The following is a 12603-nucleotide window of genomic DNA, read 5'->3' on the forward strand; positions in this document are numbered from 1 at the left end:
CTCGGGCTACCCGTTTTTGGTAGCCCGGCTCAGCGCAGCGCAAGCCGGGTAACAAACTGGCTGCGCTCAATACGCCTGGTGGGATAGGTTCTTAATGGGATTGTAGGTTATCGTTGTCAATAAATCGGTAAAGTCGGCGGGGTTGTCCCGGCTGGCCATAGGATCTCTCAACGCTCAGTATGTTGCTGCTAACAGAATGTTCAAGATAACGCCGTAGTGTGGTTTTGCTGAGTCCGGTAGCGGTGACAATATCGTCAATGGTTAACGCTTTTCTTTTATCGTCATTAAATACTGATAAAATTTTCTGCCATGTTGCTTCTTCAATACCCTTATTACTGGATGGTAATGTGGTGTTGACCGCCTGTAGGGACAGCAGCTCATCAATTCCTTGCTGATCGACAACTTTCCAGATTCGTTGCTGTTCATAAAATTTAATATATCGTACTAAGGACTGCTCCAGTCTTTTTAATGATACTGGCTTAAGCAGATAATCAAATGCGCCGTTACGGATGGCCATACTACAGGTCTCCATATCGCTGGCGGCAGTGATAAAGATAACCGCACACTGAAGTGATTTTAGTTCTGGATCGTTGAGTAAGGAAATACCTTTACCGTCTGGTAGATAATTATCGAGTAGAATGAGTCGTGGCGATGATGCACGTAAAAACTTACGTGCATCTTTCAGGTTGGCAGCGATACCCGCAAGCCGTAATAAAGGGTGTCGGGTGAGTATTTCCGCATGGAAGTGAGCCAGTTGGGGCTCATCTTCAATAATTAATACATCAATAATCTCGGGTTGCATAATCAGGTTCTTCTTTATCTGTAGGATAAGGTAGTGGCGAAGGAATGAATAATGAGAAAATGGTTCCGTGCGGAGCGTTGTCTGAAACCTCAATGAGTCCGTTGGCACGCAGGACATAGCTGGAGATCAAATGTAACCCCAGTCCGTGATCGTCATCTTGCTTGGTGGTCACGCCAGGCTGGAACATTCTTGATTTCAATTCCGAGGAAATACCAATGCCGTAATCTGCTACTTCAATAAGTAACTCCCGTTCATTTTGCTGAACTAGCACATCGATCGGCCGGTGAGGAAGAGGCACTTTTTGGGTCGCTTCAATGGCATTGTCCAGTAGATTCCCGACGATGGAGATAAGCTCAGATTCGGAGAAAACGGTACTCTGTTGCGGCATAAAACACCCAGGGTCGAAATTTAATGTGATGCCTTTCTCTTGCGCCCGGGAATATTTTCCGAGTAATAGACCGCAAAGTAGAGGTGACTGGAAGCGTTGCGTCAGAAAATCCAAAACTAATTGGATATGCGAAGACTGTGTTTGGATGTAATGCAGCGCTTCATCATAATGGCCCATGGTCAGTAAGCCAGAGATAGTTGAGATACGGTTCAGTTGCTCATGGCGCATAACCCGGAGGTCGTTGACATAATGTTTCACCTGACTTAACTGCTCACTGAGCCGGTCTATTGTATTTTGATCGCGAAAAGTGATCACCCATCCCTGCAATTTCCCTTCCACATACACGCGGACCCGACTGGCGACGATGGTTACGCGATTGAAAATAACAATTTCATCAAACGCATCATCGCTTTCCATTATCTGAGGATCGAGGAACGCACTGTCCTGTATGATATCGGTCATGAGGTTTTTTTGGATGTTCGCTTTCGCTTGCTGAATATTCAGTAATTTTTTGGCCGCTTGATTGAGTATTTTAACCCTTTTGTGGGTATCAATAACAATGACCCCTTCATAGATTGATTCAAGAATGGCTTTTTGTTGGCGGACCAACATGCCAATTTCACAGGGTTCAAGTGAAAACATCTGACGTTTGATGCTACGGGTGAAAAGCCAGGAAAAAATAAAGAGAATAGCAATAATGAATAATACAGCGAAAGTAATATGGACTATATGACCAAGGGTAATTTCATCCAGATAACTCTGTAGGTAACCGACAGAGATGATGCCTATTACTTTTCCTTTTGCATTAAATACGGGAACTTTACTTCTGAGTGACAACCCCAGAGTCCCTTTTCTTTTGGTGATCGTACTTTTGCCTGCTAAAACTGATGCGTTATCACCGCCAATCATTTGTTTCCCGACAATAGCAGGGGTCACAGAGTGATAAAGATGTATTTCTCTGGTGTCGCCCACAACAATAAAACTGGCATCGCTGAATTTCACTATGGTATCCATAATGCTGGCGATTTTTTTTATGTTATGAGATTCAATGGCTTGTTGTAAATCAGGAATGGAGGCTATTTGTTCAGCCTCGTGTTCTGCTCGGTAAGATATCCGATTATATAGTTGATGAGTCAGGCCAATGTACAACCAGACGCCTAAAATAATAAAGAGTGATGCGATAAGAAGTGCCAGATTAATAAATAATCTAATCTGAAAGTTAAATTTCATAACCTGATTTATGTTTTGTAAGGTAATTTTAACATACTACCATGGGGATAGAAGAAGTCCACCTAAAGGTTAGCTTTTGGCGATAGCTATGATTGATAAAAGTAAATAATTGTTGCCTCAAACATAATTGGATACGTTTGTTTTTATTGTTTATATTTTGAGTTGATTTTTTGTTGCGTAATAAATAAAAAAACATTAAACGCCATACTCACCTTTAAAACTCTAGTTCTAATATGCTAGCTGTCACATATTTCTATGCTTAACGTTGAATAATCTAGCCCAGCTAACAAAATTGGGGGGCTTTTATGAGCGTTGAAGATATTGTGGCTGTTCCACAAACAGCACAAAAATCATTGAAGGATAAGTGGTGGCGAATACTCGATACCTGGAAAATTGGTATTGTGCCGTTGCCATTGTTTGTTCTGGCTGGCGCACTCATTGCGGTCGACTGCCTGAACGGTAAATTACCGGCCGATATCGTGGTCATGGTGGCAACGCTGGCGTTTTTTGGTTTTGCCTGCGGTGAATTTGGTAAAAGATTGCCATGGTTAGGAAAAATTGGCGCAGCGGCGATTTGTGCAACCTTTATTCCTTCTGCATTGGTGTACTACGGTTGGTTACCGGAGATCGTGGTGAAATCCACCACCGAGTTCTATAAATCCACCAACATTCTTTATCTCTACATTTGCTGCATCATCGTCGGCAGCATCATGAGTATGAACCGCACTACGCTAATTCGCGGCTTCTTCCGTATCGTCTTTCCTATGGTTTGCGGCGAAGCGGTTGGAATGGTGGTGGGCGTGGCGATGGGTTATCTGCTCGGGATGTCGCCGTTCCACACGTTCTTCTTCCTGGTTCTGCCTATTATGGCGGGCGGCGTCGGGGAAGGCGCGATTCCGCTGTCGATCGGCTATGCCACCATTTTGCATATGGATCAGGGCGTGGCGCTGGGTAAGGTCTTGCCAATCGTCATGCTGGGCGGTCTGTCGGCGGTGGTGATGGCTGGTTGTCTGAACCAACTTGGCAAGCGCTTCCCACACCTGACCGGTAATGGCGAACTGATGCCGGATCACCAGAGCGATGTGGGCAACAGCCTGACCAACGCCATGAGCGGTAAGGTTGACGTCACGACGCTGGCTTCCGGCGCGCTGCTGGCCGTACTGCTCTATATGCTGGGGATGCTTATCCAGAAATACACCGGTTTACCCGCGCCGGTTGGCATGCTGTTTGTCGCCGTACTGTTGAAGATAGCCAATGCTGTCTCTCCACGGATGCTGGAAGGCTCGCAGGTTGTATATAAATTCTTCCAGACCGCCGTCACCTATCCGGTGCTGTTCGCTGTGGGCGTCGCGATTACGCCGTGGCAGGACCTGATGAGCGCGTTCACCATCTCTAACCTGGTGGTCATTATTGCGACCGTTGGCGCGCTAGTGCTGACCGGTTCTTTCGTAGGCAAAAAGTTGGGCATGTATCCGATTGATGTGGCGGTGATCTCTTGCTGCCAGAGCGGTCAGGGCGGTACCGGCGCAGTGGCGATTCTCTCCGCAGCTGAGCGCATGTCTCTGATGCCTTTCGCTCAAATTGCGATTCGTATCGGTGGGGCACTCAACGTCGCTTTGTCGTTGCTGGTGCTAAGTAAATTTATTCTGTAATGCTAAAGAAGAAGTCTGGTTATGAAACTTGCTAGTTATTTACTCAACGGTGTCCGCAGCTACGGCATCGTTACCGACGATGGAATTGTCGATCTCGGAAGCCGTTTGGGACAACGCTACGGTGATTTAAAGGCGTTACTGGCAGGGAATGCTGTGACAGAAGCTCGTGCGTTTGCGCATGAAAAAGCGGATGTCGCCATGGAACAGGTTGAATTTTTACCGGTGATCGAGACCCCGGGTAAGATCCTTTGCGTCGGCATGAACTATGCCGAAAAACGCAAAGAGTTTAACGAACTTAACCCAGCACCGACGCTGTTTGTGCGTTTTGCGGATTCGCAAACCGGGCACCGCCAGCCGGTACTGAAGCCGCATTATTCTTCTGAGTTCGACTATGAAGGCGAACTGGCCGTTGTCATCGGACATAGCGGCGAAAACATTCCGTTAGAACAGGCGCTGAATTTTGTTGCGGGCTACAGCTGCTATATGGATGGCTCGGCGCGCGACTGGCAGCACACCTGGTATACCGCGGGTAAAAATGGTCGCCAGACTGGCGCATTTGGCCCGTGGATGACCACCAGCGATATTATCCCCGATCCGCACCAGCTGGGCATCCGTACCTGGCTGAACGGCAAGCTGATGCAGGACGATAATACTGGCAGCATGATCCACCGCGTGGCGGAGCTAATTGCTTATATCAGCACATTTACCGCATTAAGCGCAGGTGATGTGATCATCACCGGTTCCCCTGGCGGCGTGGGTAAAAAACGTAACCCTCCGGTCTTTATGCAGGCGGGCGATCGCATCGAAGTGGAGATCGAGCATATCGGTCGCCTGAGCAACGTGATTGCCGATGCGCCAGTGAGCGTGGCGAATACCGAAGCAGTTTGCCATCAGGTGGCATAAGGACGCGGGTAATGTTTGATAGCCAATGTATTGACCTGCGGACCGTTGATGTCTCCCGCCAGCCGGCCAGGCTGGCGGCGATTCAGGCGCTGCTGGCGGCAAATGACTTGGTTATGGACAGCGGAGTGACGCTTTTTGTCACCGCCTGGGCAGGGGATGCGTTGGTAGGTTGCGCAGGTCTGGCAGCTAACGTCATCAAATGCGTGGCGATTGATGACCGCTGGCGCGGTCTGAACCTCAGCGCGCGTCTGCTCAGCGAGGTACAAAATCTGGCCCTGGAGAAGGGCCATTTTCACCTGTTCCTCTACACCCGCCCCTGTAACGGCGAACGTTTCCGTCAGTGTGGTTTCTGGCCGGTGTCGCAAACGAAAAACGTGCTGCTGATGGAAAATACCCCGCGCGGTATCTCTCAGTACTGTGCCGGGCTGACCAAACGGCGTAAGCCTGGCGCCACCCTCGGCGCCGTGGTGATGAACGCCAATCCGTTCACCCTTGGACACCGCTACCTGGCCGAACAGGCGGCGAAACGCTGCGACTGGCTGCATCTCTTTGTGGTACGCGAAGAAGCGTCATTCTTCCCGTTTCGCGAACGGCTGGCGATGGTTCGCGAAGGCGTGTCGCATCTGCAGAACGTCACCGTCCACGAAGGCGGCGAGTATGTGATTTCGCGTGCGACCTTTCCCTCTTACTTCCTGAAGGCCAGCGGGCTGGTGGAGACCGCGTGGTGTGAGCTGGATTTGCAAATTTTCCGCCAGCATATCGCGCCGGCGTTGGGGATCACCCATCGCTTCGTCGGCAGCGAGCCATTTTGCCCGATCACCCGCCAGTATAACGAGGCGATGCGTCGTTGCCTGAGTGCGCCGTCGAACCCGCGGCTGCCGCCGGTTCAGGTGGAAGAGTTGCCGCGTAAAGCCCGCCGTAATGGTCCGCCAATCTCTGCTTCTGAAGTGCGTCGTCTGGTGGATAAGCACCAGTTCGCGATGATTCGTGAGATGGTGCCGGAAACCACTTACCACCATTTAGCAGATAATTATTTTGCCGCAACGGCATGATTTTAATGAATTTACCAGGAAATAAATTATGAAAATCGTTAAGGAAGCGTTATCCGGAACGGTCGAATCAAGCGACCTGATGGTGAAAATCGCCCCTGCTGACGGCGAGCTGGATATTGTTATCCGTAGCGAAGTGTTTAAGCAGTTTGGCGAACGTATTCGTGAAGTCGTCGAGGAGACGCTGGCGAAGCTGGACGTTCGCGAAGGTTTGATCGTGATTGAAGATAAAGGGGCGCTGGACTGCGTGATCCGCGCCCGGCTGCAAAGCGCGGTGATGCGTGCGGCCGATGTCACCGCCATTGACTGGGAGAAAATGTAATGAGCAAACTTCGCCGCAGTATGTTGTTCCTCCCGGGCGCTAACGCTGCCATGCTGTCAAACGCCTTTATCTACCGCCCGGACTCGATCATGTTCGATCTGGAAGATGCGGTCTCGCTGCGTGAAAAAGATTCTGCGCGGGTTCTGGTATTTCATGCCCTCCAGCACCCGATGTACCAGGATATCGAAACCGTCGTTCGTATTAATCCGCTGAATACACCCTTTGGCCTGCAGGATCTTGAGGCGGTGGTGCGCGCAGGCGTGGATGTTGTCCGTTTACCGAAAACGGATTCCCCGGAAGATATCTACGAGCTGGAAGCGCACATCGAACGCATCGAAAAAGCCTGTGGTCGTGAAGTGGGCTCTACCCGCGTGATGGCGGCGATTGAGTCGGCGCTGGGCGTGGTTAACGCCGTTGCCATTGCCCGCTGCTCGAAGCGCCTGATCGGTATTGCGCTGGCGGCCTTCGACTATGTGATGGATATGCAAACCGAGCGCGGTGATGGCAGCGAGCTGTTCTACGCCCGTTGTGCCGTGCTGCATGCCGCGCGCGTCGCGGGCATCGACGCCTTCGACGTGGTGTGGTCTGACATTAACGACGAAGAAGGTTTCCTGAAAGAAGTCGATCACATCCGCAAGCTGGGTTTCAACGGCAAATCGCTGATTAACCCGCGCCAGATCGATCTGTTGCACAACGCCTATGCCCCGACGCAGAAAGAAGTCGACCACGCGCTGCGCGTGGTGGAAGCAGCGGAAGAGGGCGAACGTAATGGCCTCGGCGTGGTATCGCTGAACGGCAAAATGATTGACGGCCCGATTATTGACCATGCGCGTCGCGTTCTGGAACGCGCGAAATCCGGCATTCGCCGTTAATTGTGCGCAGCGAGGAAAAGTAATGAGTAAGTTAACTGAAGAATTGCACCAGAAATACGCGCACCTGCGTCATCTACAACCTTTTACCACCGCGCATACCATGACGCCTTGGCTGTCGGATAACGACGCTAAACACCACCGCAAGCTATGCGCCAATCTTGAAGAGGCCGTAAAACGCAGCGGCCTGAAAGACGGTATGACCATCTCTTTCCACCACGCGTTCCGCGAAGGCGACAGGGTGATCAATGACGTGGTCGCTTTGCTGGCGCGAATGGGGTTCAAAAACCTGACCCTGGCATCCAGCTCGCTGATGACCTGCAACGACGCGCTGATTGAACATATTCAGTCCGGGGTGATTACCCGCATCTGGACCTCCGGTATGCGCGGCAAGCTGGCGGAGGCGATTTCCCATGGCCTGATGGAAGAGCCGGTGCAGATCCACTCGCACGGGGGGCGTGTGAAGCTATTGCAGGATGGTGAGATTAAAATCGACGTGGCGTTCCTCGGCGTACCTTGCAGCGATGAATACGGCAATGCTAACGGGACTCAGGGTAAGGCTTGCTGTGGCGCTCTCGGCTACGCGATGGTCGATGCGCAGTTCGCGCGTAATGTGGTGCTGTTGACGGAAGAACTCGTGCCGTTCCCGAACATGCCGGCGAGCCTGGTACAGGATCAGGTTGATTACATTGTTAAAGTGGACAGCGTTGGCGACCCGGCGAAAATCAGCGTCGGCGCGGCGCGCGTCACCAGTAATCCGCGAGAGCTGCTGATCGCCCGTCGCGCGGCGGAAGTGATCGAGCACTCCGGCTATTTCTATAACGGTTTCTCAATGCAGACCGGTTCCGGCGCGGCATCCACCGCCTGCACCCGCTTTATGGAAGAGAAGATGGAGCGCAACAATATTGTTGCCCGCTTCGCGCTGGGAGGCATTACCGGCAGCCTGGTCGATCTGCATGAAAAAGGGTTAATTGAGAAATTGCTCGACACCCAGTGCTTCGACAGCCAGGCGGCGGCGTCGCTGGCGCGTAACCCGAATCATATCGAAATCTCCACTAATGTGTATGCCAATCCGGGGGCGAAAGCGGCCAGCTGCGACCAGCTGGATATTGTGATCCTCAGCGCGCTGGAAATCGACACCGACTTTAACGTCAACGTCATCACCGGTTCCGACGGGGTGATGCGCGGCGCATCCGGCGGCCACTGCGATGTGGCGGCGGCAGCGAACCTGACGATTGTCGTGGCGCCGCTGATTCGTAGCCGAATCCCGACGGTGGTGAAGCGGGTAACTACCATGGTGACGCCGGGCGAAAGCATTGATGTGCTGGTGACCGACCACGGCATCGCAGTGAACCCGGCGCGCCCGGAAGTTCGCGAGCGTCTGCTTGCGGCAGGTCTGCCGGTACTGGAGATGGCGGAGCTGTATGCCCGCGCGCTCACCCTGACTGGCGAGCCGAAGCCTATCGAATTTACCGACCGCGTGGTGGGGATAATTCGCTATCGCGATGGTAGCGTCATTGATGTGGTGCACCAGGTGAAATAGGGTAAAACAATCCATGCTACCAACGCCTGAAATGGCGGGCGTGAGTCTCAATCTCCTGCTGGCGGTGAAAGCGCTTTGTGTTCCACGCCAGCAGGAGTGGCTGACGCGTTGGCAATTTCCGTTTATTTTCTTACTGCTGGTGAGGCCGCTGTCGGATGCGGCTAACCAGATAGAACAACGTATTGATGGTTGGTTTAGTCGTGATTAACGTGCGTATCGCCAGTCAATTAACCATGCCTGATATTGTCATGGCTGCCAGACAGGCATTGCTTGATGAAGTTTACTTAACACCTAAGCCAGGTTTGGTGGATGCGGCTAATAATGGCGCGCACCGGGATATGGATTTATCGCTATTCTTACGCAGCATCGATGCGATTACTCCGTGGCTATCTCATTTCTGGTTTAAGGCTGAGCAATACTGCCATGTGGATGAAACCGCGCTATTGCCGCTGATTCGCCCAATTGGGTTGGCTTGTGAACAAGCGATGTTTACCGCCACTCATGGTATTAATACCCATAAAGGCGGCATCTTTTCTCTTGGGTTACTTTGTGCTGCGGCAGGATGGTTGAGCGGACGTAGCGAAGCGCTAACGTTGTCATCCCTTTGCGAAACGGTCAGGCGCATTACTCGTGGCATTGTGGCAAAAGAACTACAGGGTGGCAGCTCTGGAAAGACCGCGGGAGAGCGATTATATCAACAATACGGGTTAACCGGGGCGCGAGGGGAGGCCGAAAGCGGGTTTCAGATCATTCGCCAGCATATACTGCCCTGGTGGTTTACTGAGCATTGTCCTCAGAAACGTTTGCATCAGGCGCTCTTAAGTTTAATGGCCGTTAATCCCGATACTAATCTCGTCTCAAGAGGGGGGCTGGAAGGATTACATTTTGTCCAATTGTATGCCAGCCAATTACTTGCAAATGGCTGGACTACTGCGGATTTAGCGATCATGGACAAAGCGCTAACCAACCGAAACCTTAGTCCCGGAGGGAGTGCGGACCTTTTAGCCGTTGCCCAGGTGCTTATGCTATATGCTTAACGACGTCCCAGCGGCACCACCAGTGGCGTATGCGCCACCGGATCCTCGATTATCGTGCAGCGCAGGCCGTAGATACGCTCAATCAGATCCGCCGTGACGATCTCTTTCGGCGCGCCTTCGGCAACGATCTTACCGTCGCGCAGGGCGATCAGATGGGTGGCGTAACGACAGGCCTGATTGAGATCGTGCAGTACCGCCGCCAGCGTATATCCCTTCTCGCGATTCAGCTCGCTTAACAGTTCCAGCAGGTCGATCTGATGGCTGATATCCAGCCAGGTCGTCGGCTCATCAAGCAGCATAATCGCCGTCTCCTGCGCCAGTACCATCGCAATCCACGCCCGCTGGCGCTGGCCGCCGGAGAGGGTATCCACGCTCTGCAGCGCGAGGTCGACAATACCCGTCGCCCGCATCGCGTTATTTACCGCTGCTTCGTCTTCTTTACGCCAACGGGTAAACATCGGCTGGTGCGGATAGCGCCCGCGCGCCACCAGTTCCTGTACGGTGATATCGCCGGGCGTGGTGGCATTCTGCGCCAGCAGGCCAATCCGCTTTGCCACCTCTTTGCTGGCGTAGCGCTGGATCTGCTCGCCATCGAGATAAACGTGGCCGCTGGACGGGGTCATCAGGCGGCTGAGGGTGCGCAGCAGGGTTGATTTACCACAGCCGTTGGGGCCGATAATCGCCGTGAAATGGCCGTCAGGAATCGTGACGTTCAGCGATTCGGCGATGGTCTTTTTGCCGTAGGCCAGGGTCAACTGGTCGCCGCGCAAACGGGAAGTTACAGCGGTCATTTTTTGCGGGACTCCTGAATTAATAACGCGATGAGGTAGATACCGCCAAGACTGACGGTGACCACCCCTACCGGTAACTGATAAGGCATGAACAGGCGCTGGGCGCAGTAATCGGCCAGCGCCAGCAGCAGCGCGCCGCACAGCGCCGACTGGGTTAACCCCCAGCGTGCGGTGCCGCTTATCCGTCGGGCGATATGCGGGGCTACCAGCGCGACGAAAGAAATAGGCCCGGCCAGCGCGGTGGCGGAAGCGGTCAGCAGCACCGCCACCAGCATCAGCAGCAGGCGTGAACGTTCGACTCGAACCCCAAGCGCGCAGGCGGTATCGTCGCCCATCTCCAGCAACCGCATCCGCCTCGCCAGCAGCGCGCCGCACGCTAACATCAGCAGGATCAGCGGCGCCGATGGCCAGGTTTTGCCCCACGTCAGGCCGTTGAGCGAACCGGCATTCCACAACCCGGCGGAAAGGGCAGTCTCAAGCGACGCGCGCAGCAGCAGCCAGGTATTGAATGCCACCAGCATGGCGCGCACGCCGATGCCGATAATGATCAGGCGGAAGGTTTCAATGCCGTTGCGCCACGCCAGCAGCCACACCACCAGCGAGGTCAGCACGCCGCCAAGCATTGCCGCCAGCGCGATGGCGGTCAGGTTCTGGCCGAACATCACCATCGCCACCAGCACGCCGCTCCAGGCGCCGGTGTTGAAGCCCATCACGTCCGGGCTACCCAGCGGGTTACGCATCAATGACTGAAAAATGGCGCCGCTGACGCCAAGCCCGGCGCCGATCAGCAGCGCCATCAGCACGCGCGGCAAGCGCCATTCGGTGACCACCATGCTGACGTTGCGCGGTGCGTCGCCGAGCAGCGCGGAAACCACCTGTTCAATGCTGAGCGGCACCAGGCCATTACCCAGACCGAGCAGGGACACCAGCAGACTGGCGGCGATCAGCAGCAGGCAGCAGAACATCAGGCGGCGGGAGGGAGCCATCACAGCGTACCTCCTCGCGGCTGACGGCGAACCAGCCAGATCAACACCGGCGCGCCGATAAAGGCGCTGACCACCGAAACGCGCAATTCACCAGGCACCAACAGGCGGCCAAGCACGTCGGCAAACAGCAACAGGGCGGGGGTGGCGAGCAGCGTAACCGGCAATGACCAGCGGTGATCCGCCCCCACCAGCCAGCGGGCCATATGCGGCATCATCAGGCCGATAAAGGCGATAGGGCCGACCAGCGCCGTCGCGCTGCCGCACAGAACGGTGATCGCCAGCAGTCCGATAAGCTGGGTGCGCGCGACCCGGCTACCGAGCGCGGTGGCGGTGTCGGCGCCGAGACTCAGGCTGTTTAGCGCCCGGCTGAGAAACAGCGTTACCACGGCGGCAATCAGTACCGGCAGCAGGACGATTTTCAGCGTTTGCAGGGTGCGAATATCCAGCGAGCCGGCCTGCCAGAAGCGCAGCTGGTCATATACGTCCGGGTTGAGCAGGGCGATGCCGTTAGATAAGCCTTCCAGTACCGCCGCCAGCGCCACGCCCGCCAGGGTCAGGCGCACCGGGCTAAGCTGGCCGCCGCCCTGGCTGCCGGTAAACGCGACCAGTAACGACGCGGCGAAGGCGCCGCAGAAGGCCATCAGCAGCTGCTCCTGCGGCGAAGTGATACCCAACAGCGCCGCGCCTAACACGATGGCGAAGCTGGCGCCGGAGTTGACGCCGAGCAGGCCCGGGTCGGCCAACGGGTTACGGGTGAGGGTTTGCATCAGCGCGCCGGCGAGACCGAGCGCGCAGCCGGCGAGCAATCCAGCCAGCGTACGCGGCAGGCGGGCATCCAGTACGATGGTACAGTCGGCGCTTTGACAACTGCCGGAAAAGGCATCGACAATCACGGAAGGCGGCAGAGGTTTGGCGCCGATAAGCAGGCTGAGCGCAATCGCGAGAGCTAAAAGTAACAAGAGACCAGGCACGGCGACGGCGCGCACCGTGGTCGTAGAAAACGACATAGTTCAAATCCCTGATATGATAAT

The 12603-nt window shown here is 54.3% G+C and carries 13 protein-coding genes; 8 read left to right on the forward strand and 5 right to left on the reverse strand.

What is annotated here, in order from left to right:
* Positions 1-91 precede the first annotated feature (91 nt).
* Positions 92-802, reverse strand: a complete 711-nt coding sequence (locus PGR79_RS10145) for a response regulator (RefSeq protein ID WP_113373821.1) — start codon at positions 800-802, stop codon at positions 92-94.
* Complete coding sequence (locus PGR79_RS10150; RefSeq protein ID WP_113373822.1) at positions 783-2420, reverse strand: sensor histidine kinase; 1638 nt, start codon at positions 2418-2420, stop codon at positions 783-785. Before PGR79_RS10150 ends, PGR79_RS10145 begins: the two co-directional genes overlap by 20 nt.
* A 305-nt stretch (positions 2421-2725) precedes the next feature.
* Between PGR79_RS10150 and PGR79_RS10155 the strand changes: the two genes are divergently transcribed.
* Genes PGR79_RS10155 through citG form a run of 8 tightly spaced genes read left to right on the forward strand, consistent with a single transcriptional unit; the run spans position 2726 to position 9795 of the window.
* Positions 2726-4072, forward strand: a complete 1347-nt coding sequence (locus PGR79_RS10155; protein ID WP_113373823.1) for a 2-hydroxycarboxylate transporter family protein — start codon at positions 2726-2728, stop codon at positions 4070-4072.
* 21 nt (positions 4073-4093) lie between these two features.
* Complete coding sequence (locus PGR79_RS10160; RefSeq protein ID WP_113373824.1) at positions 4094-4975, forward strand: fumarylacetoacetate hydrolase family protein; 882 nt, start codon at positions 4094-4096, stop codon at positions 4973-4975.
* 11 nt (positions 4976-4986) lie between these two features.
* On the forward strand, positions 4987-6027 hold the full coding sequence (citC, locus tag PGR79_RS10165; RefSeq protein ID WP_113373825.1) for a [citrate (pro-3S)-lyase] ligase: 1041 nt from the start codon (positions 4987-4989) through the stop codon (positions 6025-6027).
* A 28-nt stretch (positions 6028-6055) separates the two neighbouring features.
* Positions 6056-6346, forward strand: a complete 291-nt coding sequence (gene citD / locus PGR79_RS10170; RefSeq protein WP_113373826.1) for a citrate lyase acyl carrier protein — start codon at positions 6056-6058, stop codon at positions 6344-6346.
* Positions 6346-7218, forward strand: coding sequence for a citrate (pro-3S)-lyase subunit beta (gene citE, locus PGR79_RS10175; protein WP_113373827.1), 873 nt, complete (start codon positions 6346-6348; stop codon positions 7216-7218). The genes citD and citE overlap by 1 nt, the downstream gene beginning before the upstream one ends.
* A 22-nt stretch (positions 7219-7240) precedes the next feature.
* Positions 7241-8758: a citrate lyase subunit alpha gene (gene citF, locus PGR79_RS10180; RefSeq protein ID WP_430921604.1), complete on the forward strand. Its 1518-nt coding sequence runs from the start codon at positions 7241-7243 to the stop codon at positions 8756-8758.
* Between the two features lie 13 nt (positions 8759-8771).
* Entirely contained in the window at positions 8772-8966 is a 195-nt protein-coding gene (locus tag PGR79_RS10185) for a hypothetical protein (RefSeq protein ID WP_113373829.1), read from the forward strand.
* Positions 8944-9795 carry a triphosphoribosyl-dephospho-CoA synthase CitG gene (gene citG, locus PGR79_RS10190; RefSeq protein WP_430921732.1) on the forward strand — a complete coding sequence of 284 codons (852 nt, stop codon included), beginning with the start codon at positions 8944-8946 and terminating at the stop codon, positions 9793-9795. Before PGR79_RS10185 ends, citG begins: the two co-directional genes overlap by 23 nt.
* On the opposite strand, the gene fepC is transcribed toward citG, so the two are convergent.
* Genes fepC through fepD form a run of 3 tightly spaced genes read right to left on the reverse strand, consistent with a single transcriptional unit; the run spans position 9792 to position 12579 of the window.
* Positions 9792-10586 carry an iron-enterobactin ABC transporter ATP-binding protein gene (fepC, locus tag PGR79_RS10195; protein ID WP_045381376.1) on the reverse strand — a complete coding sequence of 265 codons (795 nt, stop codon included), beginning with the start codon at positions 10584-10586 and terminating at the stop codon, positions 9792-9794. The two genes, citG and fepC, sit on opposite strands and share 4 nt — an antisense overlap.
* Positions 10583-11572 (reverse strand): iron-enterobactin ABC transporter permease, encoded by a 990-nt coding sequence (gene fepG / locus PGR79_RS10200; protein WP_015704707.1) that lies wholly within the window; start codon positions 11570-11572, stop codon positions 10583-10585. The genes fepC and fepG overlap by 4 nt, the downstream gene beginning before the upstream one ends.
* Complete coding sequence (gene fepD / locus PGR79_RS10205) at positions 11572-12579, reverse strand: Fe(3+)-siderophore ABC transporter permease (protein ID WP_113373830.1); 1008 nt, start codon at positions 12577-12579, stop codon at positions 11572-11574. Before fepD ends, fepG begins: the two co-directional genes overlap by 1 nt.
* Positions 12580-12603 lie beyond the last annotated feature (24 nt).

The organism is Klebsiella sp. 141161 (genome assembly GCF_050600815.1).
Lineage (GTDB): Bacteria > Pseudomonadota > Gammaproteobacteria > Enterobacterales > Enterobacteriaceae > Klebsiella > Klebsiella aerogenes.

What these genes read in the sequence shown, in the direction of transcription:
- citF (WP_430921604.1), top strand. Translation starts at nt 7,241, where the DNA reads ATGAGTAAGTTAACTGAAGAATTGCACCAGAAATACGCGCACCTGCGT.
- PGR79_RS10185 (WP_113373829.1), top strand. Translation starts at nt 8,772, where the DNA reads ATGCTACCAACGCCTGAAATGGCGGGCGTGAGTCTCAATCTCCTGCTG.
- citC (WP_113373825.1), top strand. Translation starts at nt 4,987, where the DNA reads ATGTTTGATAGCCAATGTATTGACCTGCGGACCGTTGATGTCTCCCGC.
- citD (WP_113373826.1), top strand. Translation starts at nt 6,056, where the DNA reads ATGAAAATCGTTAAGGAAGCGTTATCCGGAACGGTCGAATCAAGCGAC.
- fepG (WP_015704707.1), bottom strand. Translation starts at nt 11,572, where the DNA reads ATGGCTCCCTCCCGCCGCCTGATGTTCTGCTGCCTGCTGCTGATCGCC.
- fepC (WP_045381376.1), bottom strand. Translation starts at nt 10,586, where the DNA reads ATGACCGCTGTAACTTCCCGTTTGCGCGGCGACCAGTTGACCCTGGCC.
- citG (WP_430921732.1), top strand. Translation starts at nt 8,944, where the DNA reads ATGGTTGGTTTAGTCGTGATTAACGTGCGTATCGCCAGTCAATTAACC.
- fepD (WP_113373830.1), bottom strand. Translation starts at nt 12,579, where the DNA reads ATGTCGTTTTCTACGACCACGGTGCGCGCCGTCGCCGTGCCTGGTCTC.
- citE (WP_113373827.1), top strand. Translation starts at nt 6,346, where the DNA reads ATGAGCAAACTTCGCCGCAGTATGTTGTTCCTCCCGGGCGCTAACGCT.
- PGR79_RS10145 (WP_113373821.1), bottom strand. Translation starts at nt 802, where the DNA reads ATGCAACCCGAGATTATTGATGTATTAATTATTGAAGATGAGCCCCAA.
- PGR79_RS10160 (WP_113373824.1), top strand. Translation starts at nt 4,094, where the DNA reads ATGAAACTTGCTAGTTATTTACTCAACGGTGTCCGCAGCTACGGCATC.
- PGR79_RS10150 (WP_113373822.1), bottom strand. Translation starts at nt 2,420, where the DNA reads ATGAAATTTAACTTTCAGATTAGATTATTTATTAATCTGGCACTTCTT.
- PGR79_RS10155 (WP_113373823.1), top strand. Translation starts at nt 2,726, where the DNA reads ATGAGCGTTGAAGATATTGTGGCTGTTCCACAAACAGCACAAAAATCA.